Origin of the sequence: Streptomyces sp. SP18BB07, assembly GCF_036322545.1 — a bacterium.
GTDB lineage: Bacteria > Actinomycetota > Actinomycetes > Streptomycetales > Streptomycetaceae > Streptomyces > Streptomyces deccanensis.
Genome location: NZ_JAQYWT010000324.1, coordinates 81895 through 102314, shown reverse-complemented (window position 1 = coordinate 102314; position 20420 = coordinate 81895). Strand labels below are relative to the sequence as shown.

Annotated in this window: 16 protein-coding genes, 1 tRNA gene and 1 pseudogene; 11 read left to right on the top strand and 7 right to left on the bottom strand. The window is 70.8% G+C overall.

All coding sequences use genetic code 11. The annotated features are described in order from the left end of the window. Positions 1-105: 105 nt before the first annotated feature. The 8 genes from PUR53_RS24325 (at position 106) to PUR53_RS24290 (ending at position 6955) form a co-directional block, all read left to right on the top strand. Positions 106-1872 carry an FAD-dependent oxidoreductase gene (locus PUR53_RS24325; RefSeq protein WP_329909636.1) on the top strand — a complete coding sequence of 589 codons (1767 nt, stop codon included), beginning with the start codon at positions 106-108 and terminating at the stop codon, positions 1870-1872. A gap of 68 nt (positions 1873-1940) precedes the next feature. Beyond that, complete coding sequence (locus tag PUR53_RS24320) at positions 1941-2864, top strand: intradiol ring-cleavage dioxygenase (RefSeq protein ID WP_329909635.1); 924 nt, start codon at positions 1941-1943, stop codon at positions 2862-2864. Positions 2865-2869: 5 nt separating this feature from the next. Beyond that, entirely contained in the window at positions 2870-3937 is a 1068-nt protein-coding gene (locus tag PUR53_RS24315; RefSeq protein WP_329909715.1) for a maleylacetate reductase, read from the top strand. 43 nt (positions 3938-3980) lie between these two features. Continuing rightward, positions 3981-4892 carry a YceI family protein gene (locus PUR53_RS24310; protein ID WP_329902239.1) on the top strand — a complete coding sequence of 304 codons (912 nt, stop codon included), beginning with the start codon at positions 3981-3983 and terminating at the stop codon, positions 4890-4892. A 240-nt stretch (positions 4893-5132) separates the two neighbouring features. Beyond that, positions 5133-5300, top strand: a complete 168-nt coding sequence (locus PUR53_RS24305) for an FXSXX-COOH protein (protein WP_329909634.1) — start codon at positions 5133-5135, stop codon at positions 5298-5300. 129 nt (positions 5301-5429) lie between these two features. Next, the gene (locus tag PUR53_RS24300) at positions 5430-5588 is read left to right on the top strand and encodes a hypothetical protein (protein WP_329902234.1); all 159 of its coding nucleotides are present in this window, start codon (positions 5430-5432) and stop codon (positions 5586-5588) included. Continuing rightward, the gene (locus PUR53_RS24295) at positions 5585-6835 is read left to right on the top strand and encodes an FxsB family cyclophane-forming radical SAM/SPASM peptide maturase (protein ID WP_329902233.1); all 1251 of its coding nucleotides are present in this window, start codon (positions 5585-5587) and stop codon (positions 6833-6835) included. The genes PUR53_RS24300 and PUR53_RS24295 overlap by 4 nt, the downstream gene beginning before the upstream one ends. A gap of 46 nt (positions 6836-6881) precedes the next feature. Next, positions 6882-6955: transfer RNA gene (locus tag PUR53_RS24290), tRNA-Pro, on the top strand. A 57-nt stretch (positions 6956-7012) separates the two neighbouring features. Here PUR53_RS24290 and PUR53_RS24285 read toward each other — a convergent pair. Then, positions 7013-8311, bottom strand: coding sequence for a helix-turn-helix domain-containing protein (locus tag PUR53_RS24285; RefSeq protein ID WP_329909633.1), 1299 nt, complete (start codon positions 8309-8311; stop codon positions 7013-7015). Positions 8312-8785: 474 nt separating this feature from the next. After that, positions 8786-9772: a glycoside hydrolase family 43 protein gene (locus PUR53_RS24280; protein ID WP_329909714.1), complete on the bottom strand. Its 987-nt coding sequence runs from the start codon at positions 9770-9772 to the stop codon at positions 8786-8788. 149 nt (positions 9773-9921) lie between these two features. On the opposite strand from PUR53_RS24280, the gene PUR53_RS24275 reads away from it, so the two are divergent. Next, positions 9922-10905, top strand: coding sequence for an aldo/keto reductase (locus PUR53_RS24275; protein ID WP_329909632.1), 984 nt, complete (start codon positions 9922-9924; stop codon positions 10903-10905). Between the two features lie 21 nt (positions 10906-10926). On the opposite strand, the gene PUR53_RS24270 is transcribed toward PUR53_RS24275, so the two are convergent. Next, positions 10927-11346, bottom strand: coding sequence for a MarR family winged helix-turn-helix transcriptional regulator (locus tag PUR53_RS24270; protein WP_329902381.1), 420 nt, complete (start codon positions 11344-11346; stop codon positions 10927-10929). Between the two features lie 275 nt (positions 11347-11621). On the opposite strand from PUR53_RS24270, the pseudogene PUR53_RS24265 reads away from it, so the two are divergent. Then, positions 11622-12591, top strand: a pseudogene (locus PUR53_RS24265) (alpha/beta hydrolase). 79 nt (positions 12592-12670) lie between these two features. Here PUR53_RS24265 and PUR53_RS24260 read toward each other — a convergent pair. The 3 genes from PUR53_RS24260 to PUR53_RS24250 form a co-directional block, all read right to left on the bottom strand. Further along, positions 12671-14890, bottom strand: coding sequence for an NADP-dependent isocitrate dehydrogenase (locus PUR53_RS24260; protein WP_329902229.1), 2220 nt, complete (start codon positions 14888-14890; stop codon positions 12671-12673). A 389-nt stretch (positions 14891-15279) separates the two neighbouring features. Next, the gene (locus tag PUR53_RS24255) at positions 15280-16362 is read right to left on the bottom strand and encodes a mechanosensitive ion channel family protein (protein WP_329896321.1); all 1083 of its coding nucleotides are present in this window, start codon (positions 16360-16362) and stop codon (positions 15280-15282) included. A 268-nt stretch (positions 16363-16630) separates the two neighbouring features. Then, complete coding sequence (locus PUR53_RS24250; RefSeq protein WP_329896320.1) at positions 16631-17593, bottom strand: lysylphosphatidylglycerol synthase transmembrane domain-containing protein; 963 nt, start codon at positions 17591-17593, stop codon at positions 16631-16633. Positions 17594-17742: 149 nt separating this feature from the next. Here PUR53_RS24250 and PUR53_RS24245 point away from each other — a divergent pair, with 149 nt between their 5' ends. Then, entirely contained in the window at positions 17743-19641 is a 1899-nt protein-coding gene (locus tag PUR53_RS24245) for an ABC transporter ATP-binding protein (protein WP_329896326.1), read from the top strand. A gap of 22 nt (positions 19642-19663) precedes the next feature. On the opposite strand, the gene PUR53_RS24240 is transcribed toward PUR53_RS24245, so the two are convergent. Then, on the bottom strand, positions 19664-20350 hold the full coding sequence (locus tag PUR53_RS24240) for a DUF6766 family protein (protein WP_329896319.1): 687 nt from the start codon (positions 20348-20350) through the stop codon (positions 19664-19666). Between the last annotated feature and the right edge of the window lie 70 nt (positions 20351-20420).

Sequence of the window (20420 nt, the reverse complement as noted above, 5' to 3'; positions counted from 1 at the left end):
GAGCAAACCGCGCGCACTGTCTCATACTGAGACACCCACGCTCCCGCACGGCCCTCCATGATCTTGAACGGTCGGTGCCTGTCCTCATTCCCTGGAGCGTCCCCCGTGCACACCGTCGAGCCCGATGTCGTGACCGACGTACTGATCGTGGGCAGTGGCCCCGCGGGCGCCTCCGCCGCGCTCGCCCTGAGTACGTACGGCGTCCCCAACATCGTGGTCACCCGCTACGCGAGCCTCGCCGACACGCCCCGGGCGCACATCACCAACCAGCGCACCATGGAGGTACTGCGCGACCTCGGTGTCGAGGACGAGGTCGTCGCGAAGGCCACCCCGCAGCGGCTGATGGGCGACACGACCTTCTGCACCAGCCTCGCGGGGGAGGAGCTCGGCCGGATCCGCTCCTGGGGCAACGACCCGCTCGTCCAGGCCGGGCACGAACTCGCCAGCCCCACCCGCATGTGCGACATGCCGCAGCACCTCATGGAGCCGGTGCTCGTCGACGCGGCCGTGGCGCGCGGCACGAACCTGCGCTTCAGCACCGTCTACAAGTCCTTCGTGCAGGACGACGAGGGCGTCACCGTCACCGTCGAGGACCGGCTGCGCGGCGACGAGTACACCATCCGCGCCAAGTACCTCATCGGCGCCGACGGCGGCCGCTCCCAGGTCGCCGAGGACGCCGGGCTGCCGATGGGCGGTCAGATGGGCGTGGCCGGCAGCATCAACATCGTCTTCGACGCCGACCTGTCGAAGTACACCGCGCACCGCCCGTCCACCCTCTACTGGGTGCTCGCCCCCGGCGCCACGGTCGGCGGTATCGGCGCGGGCCTGGTGCGCTGCGTGCGCCCCTGGAACGAGTGGCTGATCGTCTGGGGCTACGACGTCACCGCGGGCGCCCCCGACCTGACCACCGAGTACGCCGAGTCGATCGTCCGCAGGCTGGTCGGCGACGACGAGATACCCGTGACCATCAAGTCGTCGTCGGCCTGGACCGTCAACGAGATGTACGCCGAGACCTACTCGAACGGGCGGGTCTTCTGCGCCGGCGACGCCACCCACCGCCACCCGCCGTCCAACGGCCTCGGCTCCAACACCTCCATCCAGGACGCCTACAACCTGGCCTGGAAGCTCAGACTCGTCCTCGACGGCACCGCGTCCCCCGCGCTGCTCGACACCTACACCGCCGAACGCGCCCCGATCGGCAGGCAGATCGTCACCCGCGCCAACAAGTCCATCGGCGAGACCGCCCCCGTCTTCGAGGCGCTCGACGGCCTCTCCCCGCAGACCCCCGAACAGCTGTGGGCCAACATCGCCGCCCGCAAGGACGACACCGAGGCGGCCGAGAAGCAGCGGGCCCGGCTCCGGGAGGCGATCGCGTTCAAGGTGTACGAGTTCAACGCGCACGGCGTCGACCTCAACCAGCGCTACTCCGCGACGAGTTCGGCGGCGGTCGTCCCCGACGGCACGCCGGACCCCGGCTTCGACCGCGACCCCGAGCTGTACCACCAGCCGACGTCCCGCCCCGGCGCCAAACTCCCGCACGCCTGGATCACCGCCGGCACCCGCACCCTCTCCACCCTCGACACCGTCGGCCGGGGCCGCTTCACCCTGCTCACCGGCATCGGCGGCGCCCACTGGCTCCGGGCCGCCGAGGCCCAGGACCTGCCCATCGCCACCGCCGTCATCGGCCCCGGCCAGGAGTACGAGGACCCGTACGGCGACTGGGCACGGCTCCGCGAGACCGCCGACGGGGGAGCGCTCCTCGTACGGCCGGACGGGTACGTCGCCTTCCGCCACGCGACGGCGGCCGCGTCCCCGGAGGAGGCCGAGCGGCTGCTGACCGACGCGGTGCGGCGGATCCTCGGTCACGGCTGACCGGAAGGGACCGAGACATGACCATTACCGACGCGAGCCATGACACGGGCAGTGGTATGACCACGGACATGAGCACCGAATTCACCACCCGCATCACGGAGGCGGTCGTCGCCAGCCTCGACGGCACGGCCGATCCACGCCTGCGCGAGCTGCTGGCCGCCCTCACCCGCCACCTCCACGCCTTCGTCCGCGAGACCGAGCCCACCACGGCGGAGTGGGAGCGGGCGATCAACTTCCTCACGGCCACCGGGCAGGCCTGCACGGACACCCGGCAGGAGTTCGTCCTCCTGTCGGACGTCCTCGGCATCTCGATGCTCGTCGAGACGATCAACAGCGACACCACCGACACCACCGACACCACCGACGACCGCCCGGGCGCGACCGAGTCGACGGTCCTCGGCCCGTTCCACATGACCGAGTCCCCGGTCCGGGAACTCGGCGCCGACATCGACCTGGTCGGCGGCGGCGAACCGTGCGTGATCAGCGGACGCGTGCTGTCCGGGGACGGCACCCCGCTGCCCGGCGCGCTCCTCGACGTCTGGCAGGCGAGCGCCGAGGGCTACTACGACGTCCAGCAGCCCGACGTCCAGCCGGCGGGCAACGGCCGTGGACTCTTCACGGCGGACGCCGAGGGCCGCTTCTGGTTCCGCACCTGTGTGCCGAGCCCGTACCCCATCCCGACGGACGGCCCGGTCGGCGACCTCCTGCGGGCCACGGCCCGGCACCCCTACCGCCCGGCCCACATCCACTTCATCGTCTCGGCCGAGGGACACACCCCGGTCACCACGCACATCTTCGTCGCCGGCAGCGAGCACCTCGACTCGGACGCGGTGTTCGCGGTGAAGGAGAGCCTCGTCCAGGACTTCACGGAGACCGACGACCCGTCGCTGGCACGGCGCTTCGGCATCGCGAACCCGTTCCGCCACGCCCGCTTCGACCTCGTGCTCAACACCTCGGACGCGCCGGGCGTGCGCGACCCGGAGGGGGCGTGAGAGCGATGGAGTTCGTGTACGAGGCGCAGCCCGCGCGGGTCGTGATGCGCCCCGGCGCGGCGGTGACGGCGGTGCCGGGGGAGGCCGAACGGCTCGGACTGCGCGGCCTGTTGGTGGTCTGCGGACCGAGGGGCGTCGAGACCGCGCGGGCTGTCGCGGAGGCGCTCGGCTCCGCGTGCGCCGGAGTGTTCGCAGGGGCCCGCCAGCACGTACCGGTGGAGGTGGCCGACGAGGCGGTGCGCCTCGCACGGGCCACGGACGCGGACGGCTGTGTCGCGGTCGGCGGCGGCTCCGCCATCGGACTGGGCAAGGCGATCGCGCTGCGCACCGAACTGCCGCTGATCGCCGTGCCGTCCACCTACTCCGGCTCCGAGATGACCCCGGTCTGGGGTCTGACCGAGCACGGCACCAAGCGCACCGGCCGCGCCCCGTCGGTCCTGCCGCGCAGCGTCGTCTACGACCCCGAACTCACCCTCACCCTCCCGGTGCCCCTCTCCGTGACCAGCGGTATCAATGCCGTCGCCCACGCCGCCGAGGCCCTCTACGCGCCGGACGCCTCGCCGCTGGTGTCGTTGACGGCGGAGGAGGGCGCCCGCGCCATGGTCGGCGCGCTCCCCGGCGTGGCGGCCGACCCCGGGGACCTGGAGGCGCGCGGCCGCGCGCTCTACGGCGCATGGCTCTGCGGCACCGCGCTCGGCGCGACCACGATGGGCCTGCACCACAAGCTGTGCCACGTCCTCGGGGGCACCTTCGGGCTGCCGCACGCCGAGACCCACACGGTCGTCCTCCCGTACGTCCTCGCGTACAACGCCCCGGCGGCGCCCGAGGCCATGGCGGCGCTCGCCCGAGCGCTCACCACCGACAACGCGGCACAGGCCCTCCGGGACCTCTCGGGCAGCCTCGGCGCCCCCCGCTCCCTGGCGGAACTCGGCCTGGCCGAATCGGACTTGGCGACGGCGGCGGCCCAGGTGACGGCACAGGCGTACGCCAACCCGCGCCCGATCACCACGGCGGACGCCCTGGAGATCCTGAGAGCGGCGCACGCCGGCGACCGACCTCCGGTGTGGACCTGAACCGACGACGAGAACCGATGACGAAAACCGAAAGGTGAACACCATGCCCCTCGGACTGCTCCGGCGGCGACGCAGGAATGCCCCCGGAGGCGCCGCGGGCGCCATGTTCCCGGTGCCGGACGGCGCGGGTGTCGTCCTCCGTGAGGTGCTGGACCCCGTGAATCAGCCCATGGGCGCGGCCGATGTGACGGTGACGGAGCTGCGCAGCCACCGCGTCGCGGCTCGCGGCGCCACCGACCCGTACGGTTTCTTCACGGCCGTTCTGCCGCCGGGCACCTACAGCATGCTGATCATGGCCGAAGGGCTGGAACCGCACCGCGAGACGGTCGAGGTCACCGCGGACACCGGTGTCTCCCGGGAACGGGTGTGGCTCCAGACGGCCCGCGCGCTCGAACTCCCGCCCCCCGGGACGTGGCTCTTCGACCCGCCCCACACCGCGATCCGCTTCATCGCCAAGCACGTCGGCATGGCCCATGTGCACGGCCGTTTCGAACGCTTCGAGGGCGGCCTCGCGATCGCCCGGGACATGACGCAGTCGCGCGTCCACGTACGCATCGACGCGTCCAGCATCAACACCGGCAACAACACCCGCGACACACACCTGCGGTCCGCCGACTTCCTCGACGTCGAACGCTTCCCGTACATCGACTTCACCAGCACGCGCTTCGCCTACCGCGGCGGCAGCAAGTGGATCCTCCAGGGCAGCCTCACCATGCACGGCGTCAGCCGCTCCGTCTCCCTCGACACCACCTACCTCGGCACCGTCAACGGCGGCTACGGCGAGGAACTCCGCTGCGCCGCCCTCGCCAAGTCCGAACTCCACCGCGAGGACTACACCCTGAACTGGCGCTCCATGCTCGCCCGAGGCATCGCGGTGGTCGGCCCCACGATCCAACTCGAACTGGACGTCCAGGCGATGTACCGCACCCACGACACACCCACGCCACCGGAGTAGCACGACACACCCACGCCGCCGGACTAGCCGGATCAGGGCGCGAAATCGGCGCGAAATCCACCCAATCCCCGTACGAAACCGGCCGACCATTCATTGTCCTCCGCAGCCGATGTATGCAGGGGCCAACTGGCTCCAACTGCCTTGTGGACGTGCGAAGAGCACTGACAGAGCATGGACAGGGAATACATCCGAGCGGGGCGGCTTCTCCGCGCCCATGGGCTCTCAGGGAGGCAGCAAGGCATGGACGCGCCTCGGAACAGCCACAACAGCACAGAGCTGGTCGACATCCGCGAAGTGTCGCCGGCTCTGCTGGAGGCGGAGGCCGGCAAGGACACGGCGTTCGGCCAGGCCCTACGGCGTCACCTCCAGGAGCGGGACGGCTCGTCGAGGACGACCGACGTCTTCTGAGCGGTTTATGGTAATTCCTGACGTTTGTTGGCTGTTCGTTGCTATTCTCCGTTCGGAGTTACGGCGTGATCGCCGCCGCCGCATACTTCCCTCATCTGTTCAGGTTCCCGGGAGAACGGTGTCAGCCCTATGGTTCCGTCAACCGCCCCCGCAGGTCCCGACCTTGTCGTCGCGGACAACGCTCTGGGGCACGTCCTGCGCCGCGTGGAACACGAGGCCGCCGATCCGGACAGCACACACTTCGCCGAGTTCGAGTCGTCGATCGACTTTGAAGCGCCGATGCGGTGACCTCTCCGCCGGTTCCGCCGCCTCCGGCGTCCCTGCGCCAGTTCATCCTCAAAGTGCACAGTCGCTGCAACCTGGACTGTGACTACTGCTACGTCTACCACTCCGCCGACACCAGCTGGCAGGCCAAACCCCAGGTGATGGACCTGGTCGTCGCCGAGCAGGTGGGGCGGCGTGTCGTCGAGCATGCCGTGGCCCATCGGCTGTCCGAGGTGCGCGTCGTGCTGCACGGTGGGGAGCCGCTGCTGCTCGGGGCCCGGCGGCTCGGGGAACTGCTCGGGGTGTTCGGGCGGGGGCCCGCGGAGGCGGGGGTGCCCGTCCGTCTCTCCGTGCAGACCAACGGGGTGCTGCTCACCCCGGACATCCTGGACGTGCTGCGGCGGCACCGGGTCGGCGTCAGCGTCAGCCTCGACGGCACCCGGGCCGGCCATGACCGGCACCGGCGCTTCCCCAAGGGCCGGGGGAGCCATGGACGGGTGGCGCAGGGCCTCGCTCGGCTCGGCACGCCCGAGTACCGGCACCTGTACGCGGGTCTGCTGTGCACGATCGACCTCGCCAACGACCCGGTCGAGACCTACGAGGCTCTACTGGCCTCGCACCCTCCACGCATCGACCTCCTCCTGCCGCACGGCACCTGGGAGACCCCGCCCCCGGGACTCGCCGATCGGCGGGGGCGGATACCCACTGTCCCGCCCCTGGCCGCCCGGGACGCCCCGGCCCCCACGGCGGCGACCCCCTACGCCGACTGGCTGCGGCCCGTGTTCGACCGCTGGTACGACGCGCCCGTACGGGAGACGGGAATCCGGCTCTTCGAGGAGCTGATGGCCGGCGTCCTCGGGGGTTCGATGCGCACCGAGTCCGCCGGTCTGGCCCCGGCGACACTGGCGGTCGTCGAGACCGACGGTTCCATCGAGCAGTCCGACTCCCTCAAGGTCGCCTACGAAGGGGCGCCGGAGACGGGGCTCGACGTCTTCCGCCACAGCTTCGACGACGTCCTGGACGAACCCCTGGTCCGTCAGCGGCAGTCCGGCGCCGCCGGACTCGGACCCACCTGCGGACGCTGCCCCCTGGTCACCGTGTGCGGGGGCGGACTCTTCGCCCACCGGTACGCCCCCGGCAGCGGCTTCCGCAACCCGTCCGTGTACTGCGCCGACCTGGCCGCCCTGATCCTCCACATCCGGGCCCGGGTCCGGGCCGACCTCGCCGGGACACCGCTGGGCCTGCCCGAACTCGACGTCAGGGGCACGTAGGGTAGGGTTTACCTGCGCGTTCACACGGACTCCGTGACGAGCGCGACGGGACGTGGCGCAGCTTGGTAGCGCACTTGACTGGGGGTCAAGGGGTCGCAGGTTCAAATCCTGTCGTCCCGACTTGCTGAGCAGCAGGTCGACAGCCGTACCGGTGCGAACCGGTACGGCTTTTTCCGTTCAGGAGGGTTCCTCGGAGGGCTTCGCCGAGGGTTCCTCTGAGGGCTTCGCTGAGGACTTTTTTGAGGAGTCCTTGTACGCGCGCTCGCAGTAGGGCCAGTCGTCGAAGTTCCCCGCGCGTTTCCAGAGGCGGTGGGCCGCCTGGATGTTCCACTCCGGTTGCAGCGCCTCGCGCGGGGTGCCGCCGAGTTCGCGCAGCCGGGTGTCGGAGATCTGGAAGACGCCCCAGTTCCTGGTGCCGTTGGTGTTGGGCAGGATGTGGAGGGGGTCCAGGAAGGACTGGCAGTCGGCGATCGCCACCGCGTGGTCGGGGTCCTCGGCGAACACCTGGCGGACGCGTTGTCGCACCTTCTTCGGCGACCAACTCTTTATCCGTGCCTTCGGATCGTAGAGCGCCTGCTTCGTCTCGGTGCCGACCACGCCGTCCGGATCGAGGTCGTGCAGCACCTGGAACGCGGTGACCCGGCGCAGGGTCTGCGGTCCGAAGGAGCCGTCCACGGAGATGTCCGCGCCGGCCTTGGCGAGCAGTCGCTGCACCTCCTTGACGCAGGTGTCGTGCTGTCCCATGCCGACCGGCTCCGCGCACGCGGCGGAGAACAGAAGCCGGCCGTCGTCCGCGTCCTCGGCGGCGGCCCGCTGACGGGTCGCCAGTGTCATCCAGGTCCCGCCGGCCACCAGAAGCAGAAAGCACACCGCGAGGATCGGCAGCGCACGCCGACGCCAGGGGGTCACCGCCGACCCGGTCCCGGCCGCCGTGGGCCCGGCTTCCGCCACCGCTGTCGGTAGGTCCGCGGTCACCGCCGCCGACGCGGCTTCGGTCCCAGCCGCAGGCCCGGCTTCCGTCCCCGCCGCCGGCCCGGCTTCCGTCCCCGCCGGCGGTACGCCCTCAGCCGCCGTCGGGAGTACGGTGTCCGCCTCCGCCGGCAATGCGGCTCCCGCCGCCGGCAGTTCGGTGTCCGCCTCGGCCTCCGCGTCCGCCGTCGGTGCGGTCTTCCCTTCCGCTTTGCCTTCCGCTTTCCCTTCCCCCGCGCCTTCGGCCTCGTCGGTCATCCGGCTCATGTCGGCCACGGCCCAGAGCCGGTGCAGCTCTCGTAACTCGGTGGGGGAGGCTCCACAGATCAGCGCGAAGCGGTGTACGGGGCCGTAGTCCGGGGGCACGTACGAACCCGAGCAGTAGCGGTGCAGAGACGATCTGCTGCTGCCGGTGCGCTGGGCGAGTGCCTCGTAGCTCAGACCCGACCGCTCCTTCAACGACCGCAGGAACGCCGCGAATCGCTCCGGATCGACGGTGGCTGTCACAGGTTACCCCTAGTAATCAGTCGTTCGGAATCGGGACCCTAGACCATTTACGCCTCGTGCGCATCTTGTGTTCATCGTGTGCGCGTTCGGTGCACGCCCCATCGATGTCCCACCGGCGTCCCAGAGCAGCGGGAAAGGCGCAGGCAGCACGAGGGACGGCATCCCACTCTCCCGTGACCTGCGGTTTTCCTTGCCGGGGCGACCTCGCAGTCGCCAGAGTCTGTGGTGCTCGCCGGGCACCGGCACGGTGGCTGGAAGAGAGGATTCCCATGAGCTTGCGCACGCGCTTCAAGCCGGCCGCCTGCACGTACAGCGGGCTCGCCCACGTCTACGGCAACACGCGGCTCGCCGGCTACAACTACCTGTCCTGCGCCTGACCCCAGCCGGGGCTGTACGGGCGTTCACTGCGAACTTCGGGCCGCGCATGCCCCTTGCCGGGGAAGGGGCATGCGCGGTGACCGGGGCCCGCCTCGGTCAGCCGCCGCCGTCGAGATCGGCACGCCTGCGCAGCACGCGCAACTCGCTGCCGAAGAGCCGCATCTCGTAGAGCTTGCCCCGGGCGTTCTCGAAGGGGCGGTGGACGATCATCATCAGCTGTCCGTCGAACGTGCGGAACAACATGCCGTGGCCGCTGTCCTCCCGGACCAGCGGCCGCCGTTGGTCCCACGGCCCCGTGAGGTCGCCCGTCCGGGAGACCGCGTAGGTCTGCACATAGCCGCCGCTGACGGTGCCGTCGTCGCCGGCCACGTTCTTCTCGTACGTCGACCACAACATCAGCAGGGAGTCGTCGGGCGTCCGGTGCAGCTGGGGGCCGTCGGTGATGTACGGCGCGAGCTGGTGCGGCACTCCGGCGGGGATCTGCTCGGTGAGCCAGGACGCGTCGGAGGCCTTGAAGAGGAGGACCGGGTCCCCGATGGTCCGGGTGAGGTCCGGCGCCAGCCGGATCGCCTCCATGGTTCCGTCGACGGTCTGCAGCCACTCGTGCGCGTACACCATCCAGGGCTGCCCGGACGGGTCGACGTAGAGCGTGCCGTCGAGGGTCATGAGGTGCTCGGGCGGAGTGGGGCGGGTGGGGTCCACGACGGTGAACGGGCCCAGCAGGGAGTCGGATACGGCGGTGATCGTGCCGCGCATGTGGTTCGGGAGCCGGAAGGGCGTGCCCCACCGGCCGGCCGGCGGCACCGGCAGCGGCTTGTTCTCGTCGTGCAGCGTGGTGAACAGGTAGTACCGGCCGTCCCACGCGTGCACCTCAGGCGCCCACGCGCCGTCGCTCGCCCAGATCCCCGGCTGGTCGGCCGTCCGGAAGACCACCACGGGGCGGGTCCACTCCCGCAGGTCGGTGCTGCGGTAGACCATCGTGCCGGTGCCGTCCACGCCCGAGACGCTCGGGTCGTTGCCCGTGTAGAGGTGGTACGTGCGGGTCCTGTCGTCGGCGACCACGAACGGATCGTGCAGCGGCATGTCGGGAAGCCGCAGCTCAGGACGGTGCGCCGGTTCGGTCGAGGTCACGGCTGAAGAATAGTGGCCGCGAAGGGCGTTGACTTCGCGTGCGCTTCAAGTCGCAGACTCCTGTGCGGGCCCGAGAGCCGGGCGGAACGGGAGGCAATGGCATGAGGTACCGCACGATCGGAAGTGACCCCGGGACCCGTCGCGAGGTCAGTGTGCTCGCGCTGGGCGCGATGCTGTTCGGCTCGCGGACGGACGAGAAGACGTCGTTCGAGATACTCGACCGCTATGTCGAGGCGGGTGGGAACTTCATCGACACCTCCGACAACTACGCCTTCTGGATCGACGGCGGGCAGGGCGGGCAGAGCGAGGAACTGCTCGGCCGGTGGCGGCGCAGCCGGGGCGTCGGCGACGAGATCGTCATCGCCACCAAGCTCGGCGCCCGGCCCCTGGCGCCCGGCACCGGCTACGTCGACAACGCCGAGGGCCTGTCGGCCGAGGTGATCAGGGAGTCGGCGCAGCGCAGTCGGGAACGGCTCGGGGTGGAGCGGCTCGATCTGCTCTACGCGCACATCGAGGACCGTACGGTGTCGGCGCGGGAGACCGTCGAGGGGTTCGCGGCCCTCGTCGCGGAGGGCACGGTCGGGCTGCTCGGCGTGAGCAACCACGCCGTGTGGCGGGTGGAACGGGCGCGGGCCCTCGCCGCCGCGGCCGGCCTGCCCGGTTACGAGGTGCTCCAGTACCACCACAGCTATCTGCGGCCGCGGACCGACGTTCCGGGCGACCTCTGGCCGGACGGCACCCTCGGCGCGGCCACCGCCGAACTGCTGAGCTATCTGGAGGCCGAACCCGGCCTCACCCTGGTCGCCTACTCACCGCTGCTCAAGGGCGGCTACGTACGGCCGCAGGCCCTGCCGTCGGACTACGACCACCCGGGCACCCCCGCCCGGACGAAGGTGCTCGGCGAGGTGGCGCGGGAGACCGGCGCGACCGTCAACCAGGTCGTGCTCGCCTGGCAGTTGGGGAGCCGGTTCCCGATCGTTCCGTTGGCCGGGGTGTCGTCGGTGGCGCAGTTGGAGGAGAACCTGGGCGCGGTGGAGCTGGAACTGACGCGCGAGCAGCGGATCAGGCTCGACGCCGTGAACTGAGGCGGGGGAACCCGCGCCCGGTCACGTCCGACTGACGTTGGCCGTCAGCATCCGCAGCAACTGCTTGGCCACGGTGTGCTGTTCGGGGGAGAGCCCCATGGCCTCGCCGATGTCCACGGGGACGGTCCGGGCCCGCTCCTCCAGCCGGGCGCCGGAGTCGGTGAGGCGGATGGCGACGGAGCGCTCGTCGTCCGTACGGCGCTCGCGGCGCAGCAGGCCGCCGGCCTCCAGGCGCTTCAGGAGCGGGGAGAGGGTGCTGGACTCCAACTGGAGCGCCGCGCCCAGGTCGCGCACGGAGATCGAGTCCTGCTCCCAGAGCACCAGCATGACGAGGTACTGCGGATAGGTCAGGCCCAGCTCGTCGAGCAGCGGTCGGTAGCGGGCGGTGACCGCGCGCGAGGCGGCGTACAGGGCGAAGCAGAGCTGGTCGTCCAGGAGCAGGGTGTGCCCCGGTGCCGGTGCCGGTTCCGCCCCGGCAGCGGTCACGATCTCGCCGACTGTGCTCACGGTGTCGCTCCTCGGTCCCGTGCTCTGCATGACGATCTCCCACTCTACCCGCGAGTTGTGTCGAGCACCAAATGATAGGGCGATAGAAAATTGTGCGCTGATTAGTTGTGCACGACTTAATCGCACGCTACTGTCGTGGTGTGCCGCCGACCCGGCGAACGACGCCGGCGGACCCCCCGCCCGCGGCACCCCGCTCCGAGGAGATCGTCATGACCGAGACCACCCACCGCCGTCCCGTCCTCGAACCCGCCGCCGCGGCCTTCGCGGAGGCGACCGCGAACCCGCCGTACCTCTTCGACCTCGGCCCGGTCGAGGGCCGCAAGGTCGTCGACGAGGTGCAGTCGGGCGACATCGCGAAGCCGGCTGTGGACGAGGAGTGGGTGACCGTGCCGGGCGGGCCGACCGGCGAGGTCAGGGCCCGTCTCGTCCGCCCGGCGGGAGCCGAGGGCGTGCTGCCGGTGATCCTGTACATCCACGGCGCGGGCTGGGTGTTCGGCAACGCCCACACCCATGACCGGCTGGTGCGTGAGCTGGCCGTGGGCGCGCGGGCCGCGGTCGTCTTCCCCGAGTACGACCTCTCGCCCGAGGCCCGTTACCCGGTCGCCGTCGAGCAGAACTACGCCGGTGGCCCGCTGGGTCGTCGCCGAGGGCGCCGGCCGTGGTCTGGACGCCGGCCGGATCGCCGTGGCGGGTGACTCCGTCGGCGGCAACATGACCGCCGCGCTGACCCTGATGGCCAAGGAGCGGGGCGATGTCCCGCTGGTCCAGCAGGTGCTCTTCTACCCGGTCACCGACGCGGCCTTCGACACCGGCTCCTACCAGGAGTTCGCCGAGGGCTACTTCCTGCGGCGCGACGCCATGCGGTGGTTCTGGGACCAGTACACGACCAGCGAGAAGGACCGCGCCGAGATCACCGCCTCACCGCTGCGCGCCACCACCGAGCAGCTCCAGGGGCTCCCGCCGGCCCTCGTGATCACCGCCGAGGCCGACGTCCTGCGCGACGAGGGCGAGGCGTACGCGGACAAGCTGCGCGAGGCCGGAGTGGCGGTCACCGCCGTCCGGTACCAGGGCATCATCCACGACTTCGTGATGCTCGACGCCCTGCGCGGGACGCGCGCGGCCGAGGCCGCGATCGGGCAGGCGATCGCCACCCTGCGCACGGCGCTCGGCACCGACTGAGCGTGGAGCCGGGCGGAAAGCGGCCGACCCCGGCCGGGAGTGGTCCCGGCCGGGGTCGGCGTCATGCGGATGCGAGGACTCAGGCGAAGTTCGCCAGCGCCTCGTTCCAGGTGGCCGACGGGCGCATGACCGCGGCGGCCTTGGCCGGGTCGGGCTGGTAGTAGCCGCCGATGTCGGCCGGCTTGCCCTGGACGGCGATCAGCTCGTCGACGATGGTCTGCTCGTTCGTCGTGAGGGTCTCGGCGAGCGGGGCGAAGGCCTTCGCCAGGTCGGCGTCGTCGGTCTGGGCGGCCAACTCCTGGGCCCAGTACAGGGACAGGTAGAAGTGGCTGCCGCGGTTGTCGATGCCGCCGACGCGACGCGAGGGGGACTTGTCCTCGTTGAGGAAGGTCGCCGTGGCGCGGTCCAGGGTGTCGGCGAGGACCTTGGCCTTGGTGTTGCCGGTGACCGTCGCGTACTGCTCCAGGGACGGCACCAGGGCGAAGAACTCACCGAGCGAGTCCCAGCGCAGGTAGTCCTCCTTGACCAGCTGCTGGACGTGCTTCGGGGCGGAGCCGCCGGCGCCCGTCTCGAAGAGGCCGCCGCCCGCCATCAGCGGGACGACCGACAGCATCTTGGCGCTGGTGCCCAGCTCCAGGATGGGGAACAGGTCGGTGAGGTAGTCACGCAGCACGTTGCCGGTCACCGAGATGGTGTTCTCGCCGCGGCGGATGCGCTCCACCGACAGCTTGGTGGCCTCGACCGGGGCGAGGATGCGGATGTCCAGGCCCTCGGTGTCGTGCTCCGGCAGGTAGGCGTTGACCTTGGCGATCAGGTTGGCGTCGTGCGCGCGGGTCTCGTCCAGCCAGAACACCGCCGGGTCGCCGGTGGCGCGGGCGCGGGTGACGGCCAGCTTGACCCAGTCGCGGATCGGGTCGTCCTTGGTCTGGCAGGCGCGGAAGATGTCGCCGGCGGAGACCGTCTGCTCGAGCACCACGTTGCCGGCCTGGTCGACGAGGCGGACCGTGCCGGTGGTCGGGATCTCGAAGGTCTTGTCGTGGGAGCCGTACTCCTCGGCCTTCTGCGCCATGAGGCCGACGTTCGGGACGGAGCCCATGGTCGACGGGTCGTAGGCGCCGTTGGCGCGGCAGTCGTCGACGACGACCTGGTAGACACCGGAGTACGAGGAGTCCGGGAGCACCGCGAGGGTGTCGGCCTCCTGGCCGTCCGGGCCCCACATGTGGCCGGAGGTGCGGATCATGGCCGGCATCGAGGCGTCGACGATGACGTCGGACGGCACGTGCAGGTTGGTGATGCCCTTGTCGGAGTCGACCATCGCCAGCGCCGGGCCCTCGGCGAGCTCGGCGTCGAAGGAGGCCTTGATCTCGGCGCCCTCCGGCAGGGCCTCCAGGCCCTTGTAGATGCCGCCCAGGCCGTCGTTCGGGGACAGACCGGCGGCGGCCAGCGTCTCGCCGTACTTCGCGAAGGTCTTCGGGAAGAAGGCGCGCACCACGTGACCGAAGACGATCGGGTCGGAGACCTTCATCATCGTGGCCTTGAGGTGCACGGAGAACAGCACGCCCTCGGCCTTGGCGCGGGCGACCTGCGCGGTCAGGAACTCGCGCAGCGCGGCGACGCGCATCACGGAGGCGTCGACGACCTCGCCCGCGAGGACGGGTACGGACTCGCGCAGCACGGTGGTGGAGCCGTCGTCGCCGACCAGCTCGATCTTGAGGGAGCCGGCCTCGGCGATCACCGCGGACTTCTCGGTGGAGCGGAAGTCGTTCTCGCCCATGGTCGCGACGTTCGTCTTGGACTCCGACGACCAGGCGCCCATGCGGTGCGGGTGGGTCTTGGCGTAGTTCTTGACCGAGGCGGGGGCGCGGCGGTCCGAGTTGCCCTCACGCAGGACCGGGTTCACCGCGGAACCCTTGATCTTGTCGTAGCGGGCGCGGATCTCGCGCTCCTCGTCGGACTTCGGGTCGTCCGGGTAGTCCGGCAGCGCGTAGCCCTGGCTCTGCAGCTCGGCGACGGCGGCCTTGAGCTGCGGGATCGACGCCGAGATGTTCGGCAGCTTGATGATGTTCGCCGCGGGGGTCTTGGCCAGCTCGCCCAGCTCGGAGAGGGCGTCGGGGATGCGCTGGCCCTCCTCCAGGTACTCCGGGAAGACGGCGATGATGCGGCCGGCCAGCGAGATGTCACGGGTCTCGACGGAGACACCGGCCTGCGAGGCGTACGCCTTGATCACGGGCAGGAACGAGTGGGTCGCCAGGGCGGGCGCCTCGTCAGTGTGCGTGTAGATGATGGTCGAGTCAGTCACCGGGTGCTCCGCTCCACGTCTGCAACATTGCTCGACATCAAGATATCTCGTGTGGGGGAGGGACTCGACAGGGGTCGGTGTGTGCGGGGGCTCACCACGGGTGTTTTTCGCCCCCGCCGCCCCTACCCGTCCCATCCTCGACAAGGGGCTGCGCCCCTTCGACCCCCAGGCGTCCCTCCGGTGGGGGCTGGTCGCGCAGTTCCCCGCGCCCCTGAAAAGCAGGGGCTGCGCCCCGTGCTTTTCGGGCCGAAAGGCCGTAGGCCTTTCAGGGGCGCGGGGAACTGCGCGAGAAGCCCCCACCCACCCGCACCCGACAACGCACCCCCGGGGTCGAAGGGGCAGCGCCCCTGGGGATGGGACGGGTAGGGGCGGCGGGGGCGAGGAAACCCCTAGGGGGCCACCTCGACCGAAGACTCCCGCTGGTGGGGGATCTCCACGCTGCCGCCCCCCGTCTGCAGCGTGATCGCCCGCCGGGGTACCGGCACGCTGATGCCCTCGGCGCGGTACCGCCTGTGCAGGCGCTTGATGAACTCGTGCTTGATCCGGTACTGGTCGCTGAACTCGCCGACCCCGAGGATCACGGTCATCCCGATGCGCGAGTCGCCGAAGGTGTGGAACCGCACGGCGGGCTCGTGGTCGGGGACCGCGCCCTCGACCTCCTTCATCGTCTCGGCGATGACCTCGTTGGTGACCCGCTCGACATGCTCCAGATCGCTGTCGTAGCCGACGCCCACCTGCACCAGCAGGGTCATGTCCTGCTCGGGCTGGTTGAAGTTGGTCATGTTGGTGCCGGCGAGCTGCCCGTTGGGGATGATCACCAGGTTGTTGGAGAGCGACTTGATCGTCGTCTGCCGCCAGTTGATGTCGACGACATAGCCCTCCTCGCCGCTGCTCAGCTTGATGTAGTCGCCGGGCTGGACGGTCTTGGACGCGAGGATGTGGATGCCCGCGAAGAGGTTGGCGAGGGTGTCCTGCAGAGCCAGGGCCACCGCGAGACCGCCGACGCCGAGGGCGGTGACCAGCGGGGCGATCGGGATGCCCAGCGTCTGGAGGATCACCAGGACACCGATCGCGAGGACCGTGACCCGGGTGATGTTCACGAAGATCGTGACCGAGCCCGCGACCCCGGCCCGGGACTGGGCGAGCGTGCGCACCAGACCGGCGATCACCCGGGCCGACGTGACCGTGGCGACGAGGATGAACAGCACCGTCAGACACTGGTTCACGTTGTGCTGCACGGTCTTCGTCAGCGGCAGCACCGCCGCCGCGGCCGCCGCGCCGCCGACGAACGCGCTCCAGGGCACCAGCGAGCGCAGCGTGTCGACGATGACGTCGTCACCGCCCCAGCGGGTCTTCGTCGCGTGGCCGCCGAGCCAGCGCAGCAGCAGCCGCAGCAGGAACGCGGCCAACAGGCCCGCGGCCAGGATGATTCCGGCCACGAGATAGTCGTCGAGGGTGAGGGTCCGGGTCATCGCTCGCCTCCCGAGGGACGCGGGGAGCGGCCGGGGAACCGTATGTCGTGTCCCGAGGGCCGTATGTGATGTGTCGTCACCTTGCCACCTGCTCGAATCCGGAGTGCGTGTTCTCGCTTGCCCGGACGCGTGTGCGACAGCGGGCGCGACCGCTCATCCTGCCGTATCCGTACGGCTGATCGGCACCGGACCTGCGTGGATCGGCCGACGACAGGCCCCGCGCCACCGGGAATGTCCGGATGTGCTCGGCGGTGGGGCGGCCTTCTCCTCAGATCACCTTCAGCCGGACCAGCGCACCCAGCGTCAACGCCCCCGGCAGCAACGGCAGCCAGACCGTGATGACCCGGAACGCCAGCACCACCGCCGTCACCACGGCCGTCGGGCCGCCGGCCGCCACCAGCGCGACCACGAGCGCGGCCTCCACCGAACCGAGCCCGCCCGGCGTCGGGACGAGGGCGACCGCGACCGTGGCGGCCAGATAGGCGAGCGCCATGTGCGTCACGGGGATGTCGAGCCCCAACGCCAGCCCCACGGTGACCAGTACACCCGCCTGGAGCGCCGGGAACGCCAGCGAGCCGCCCCACAGCGCCAGCACCCGCGTCGGGCGCGCGTGCACCGCTCGGGCCTCGCCCAGCGCGGTGCGTACGAAACCGAACACGGCCGCACGCAGCCGTCGCACCAGGAACACCGCGGCCACCGCGCCGCACACGACGACGACGGCCGCGACCAGCAGGGGAGTCGACGAGCCGGCGGGCAGCAGCGGGCCGAGGCGCAGGGCCCGGGGGAACGCCACCAGCAGCGCCAGTAGCAGGCCGACGCGGGCGATGGACTCCGCCAGCAGATACAGCGCGAGCGCCGCCGACGAACGCGCCGCCGACACCCCGCACACCATCATGAACCGCAGGTTCACCGCGCTCGCGCCGAGGCCCGTCGGCAGCAGGTGATTCGCCGTGCCCGCCGCGAACTGGGTGGCCAGCAACCGCCGCACGGGCAGCCGCTCGACGAGCGCCCCCTGCCGGGTCACGGCCGCCGCGACCCAGGTCAGACAGGTCACGCCGACCGCCGCGACCAGCCACGGCCACCGCGCGGTCGCGAGATGGGCGAAGCCCTCGGCGAGAACGGAACGGTGCCGCACGGCGACCACCAGGACCAGCACGAGGGGAAGCAGACAGAGGATCCGCCGTACCGGAACGCGCCTGGTCAGTGGCCGGGGGATCTGTGTCGCTGTCACACCGCGAGAGGCTCCCCACGCCCGGCCAACAGGGGGTTGCGGGCGCGGGGACGGCGGTTGACCGGTGGCGGACTTCACCGCGCGCCGGCGTGCGCCGAAAAGCGGTTGACCTCAAGCTTGGTCGAGGTTCTAACGTCTTCCGCATGAGTATGGAGACCACCGCCTGGACCCAGCTGCAGGGCATGATGACCGCCCAGCGGCACAGCCGCCCCCTCGCCCGGACGACGTTACGGCGTATCGGCGCCTTCGCCCGTCCACATCGTCGCCGTATCGCGTGGTTCGTCGGCCTCAGCGTCGTGACCGCGCTGCTCGCCGTGGCGACGCCGGTGCTCGCGGGGAACGTCGTGGACGTGATCGTCTCGGGCGGCGAGGAAGACCTCGTCGTCCGCCTTGCCGTGCTCATCGCCGTCATCGCCGTCGCCGAGGCGGCGCTCGGCCTCGTGGCGCGACGCCTGTCGGCGACGCTCGGCGAGGGCCTCATCCTCGATCTGCGGACCGCCGTCTTCGATCATGTGCAGCGCATGCCGGTCGCGTTCTTCACACGTACTCGTACGGGAGCGCTCGTCAGTCGTCTCAACAACGACGTCATCGGCGCCCAACGCGCCTTCAGCAACACCCTGTCCGGAGTGGTCGGCAACCTGGTCACGCTGCTGCTGACCCTCGCCGTGATGCTCACCCTCTCCTGGCAGATCACCCTGCTCTCCCTCGTCCTGCTGCCCGTCTTCGTGATCCCCGCCCGGCGCATGGGCCGCCGCATGGCCCGGCTGCAGCGGGAGGCCGCCGACCTCAACGCGGCCATGGGCACCCGGATGACCGAGCGCTTCTCCGCACCCGGCGCCACCCTCGTCAAGCTCTTCGGCCGGCCCGACGACGAGTCCGCCGAGTTCGCTGAACGTGCCCGCCGGGTACGGGACATCGGCATCCGTACCGCGATGGCCCAGTCGGCGTTCATCACCGCCCTCACCCTCGTCTCCGCCCTCGCGCTCGCCCTGGTGTACGGCCTCGGCGGCTGGTTCGCGCTGCGCGGCACCCTGGAGGCCGGCGCGATCGTGTCCCTGGCCCTGCTGCTGACCCGGCTGTACGCGCCCCTGACCGCGCTGGCCGGGGCGCGCGTCGAGGTCATGAGCGCCCTGGTGAGCTTCGAGCGCGTCTTCGAAGTGCTGGACCTCAAGCCGCTCATCGAGGAGAAGCCCGACGCCCGCGAGGTCCCCGAGGGGCCGGTCGCCGTCGAGTTCGACGACGTCCGCTTCGGCTACCCGTCCGCCGACAAGGTCTCCCTCGCCTCACTGGAGGAGGTGGCCTCCCTCGACACCCGGGGCGGCACCGAGGTCCTGCACGGCGTCTCCTTCCGTGCCGAACCCGGCCAGACCGTCGCCCTCGTCGGCTCCTCGGGGGCCGGCAAGTCCACCGTCGCCCAACTCCTGCCCCGGCTCTACGACGCGGACTCGGGCACGGTCCGGATCGGCGGCGTCGACGTACGCGACCTCGGCGCGGCATCGCTGCGCGGCACCCTCGGCATGGTCACCCAGGACGGCCACCTCTTCCACGACACCGTCCGCGCCAACCTGCTCCTCGCCCGCCCCGAGGCCACGGACGAGGAGCTGTGGGAGGTGCTGCGCCGGGCCCGCCTCGATGACCTTGTACGCTCCCTGCCCGACGCCCTCGACACCGTCGTCGGCGAGCGCGGCTACCGCCTCTCCGGCGGCGAACGCCAGCGCATGACGATCGCCCGGCTGCTCCTGGCCCGCCAGCGCGTCGTCATCCTCGACGAGGCCACCGCCCACCTCGACAACACCTCGGAGGCCGCGGTGCAGGAGGCCCTCGCCGAGGCGCTGGAGGGCAGGACCGCCGTGGTCATCGCCCACCGCCTGTCGACCGTCCGCACCGCCGACCAGATCCTGGTCGTCGAGGCGGGCCGGATCGTGGAGCGCGGCCGACACGAGGAACTGCTCGCGGCGGGCGGACGGTACGCGGAGCTGTACCGGACCCAGTTCGAGAGGTCGACGGACCGTGCACCCGGGGCACAAGCACCGGTCGCGTTGGTCTGACGGCCGTGCGGTTCCCCGGGGTTCAGCCCTCGACGCCGGTCGCCGCGTGAGCGGCACCGACCGGCTTGGACTCCGGGGAACCGCGCTGGCGCAGATAGATCGAGAGGATCGCCATCGAGGCGATGGCGAGGAACTCGGACTGCCAGTTCTGCAGCGTACGGTTCCAGAAATCGGCCGAGACCACGTACTCGCCCCAGCTGTCGGGAGCCTGGAGCTGCCGCAGCTGCTCCTCGTTGTACGCCGCCACGCCCGTGATCGACTGGGCCAGCCACGACAGCGCGAACACGGCCCCCATGACACAACCCAGCGAACTCGCGTACACCTTGAGGCGCAGGCCGCCGGCCGCCGCCCAGCGGGGGGAGTCCGGGCGGGCGTGCCGCCCCACCCGCTGTTCCTCGTCCGATGCGACCCCGATGCCGTCCGGGTGCTTGGACTCCGGCGAGCCGCGCTGCACCAGCCACACCGTCAGGAAGACGTACAGGAAGAACTGCAGGTACTCGGACTGCCAGTTCTCCATCACGTCGACCGCGAAGTCGGACGACGTCACGTACTCGCCCAGAGAGATCTGCTGGAGGTCCTCCGCCGCGAGCTGGTTGTCGAAGTCGGCGTGACCGGCGAACGCCTGGCCGACCAGGGCGAGGACGAACAGTGCCAGGAAGACGAGCCCCAGGCCGTTGTCCCGAGCGAACCGCCGGAGGGATCCCGTCATCGGTGCAGCACCCCCACCGTGATGCAGTAGGCCAGACCGCCCGCGATCACCAGCAGGCACAGGACGAACA

Excerpts from the sequence above, each read along its gene's own strand:
- PUR53_RS24315 (WP_329909715.1), top strand. The coding sequence starts at position 2,870 with ATGGAGTTCGTGTACGAGGCGCAGCCCGCGCGGGTCGTGATGCGCCCC.
- PUR53_RS24255 (WP_329896321.1), bottom strand. The coding sequence starts at position 16,362 with ATGACCCGGACCCTCACCCTCGACGACTATCTCGTGGCCGGAATCATC.
- PUR53_RS24245 (WP_329896326.1), top strand. The coding sequence starts at position 17,743 with ATGGAGACCACCGCCTGGACCCAGCTGCAGGGCATGATGACCGCCCAG.
- PUR53_RS24310 (WP_329902239.1), top strand. The coding sequence starts at position 3,981 with ATGCCCCTCGGACTGCTCCGGCGGCGACGCAGGAATGCCCCCGGAGGC.
- PUR53_RS24240 (WP_329896319.1), bottom strand. The coding sequence starts at position 20,350 with ATGACGGGATCCCTCCGGCGGTTCGCTCGGGACAACGGCCTGGGGCTC.
- PUR53_RS24275 (WP_329909632.1), top strand. The coding sequence starts at position 9,922 with ATGAGGTACCGCACGATCGGAAGTGACCCCGGGACCCGTCGCGAGGTC.
- PUR53_RS24280 (WP_329909714.1), bottom strand. The coding sequence starts at position 9,772 with ATGCCGCTGCACGATCCGTTCGTGGTCGCCGACGACAGGACCCGCACG.
- PUR53_RS24305 (WP_329909634.1), top strand. The coding sequence starts at position 5,133 with ATGGACGCGCCTCGGAACAGCCACAACAGCACAGAGCTGGTCGACATC.
- PUR53_RS24300 (WP_329902234.1), top strand. The coding sequence starts at position 5,430 with ATGGTTCCGTCAACCGCCCCCGCAGGTCCCGACCTTGTCGTCGCGGAC.
- PUR53_RS24320 (WP_329909635.1), top strand. The coding sequence starts at position 1,941 with ATGAGCACCGAATTCACCACCCGCATCACGGAGGCGGTCGTCGCCAGC.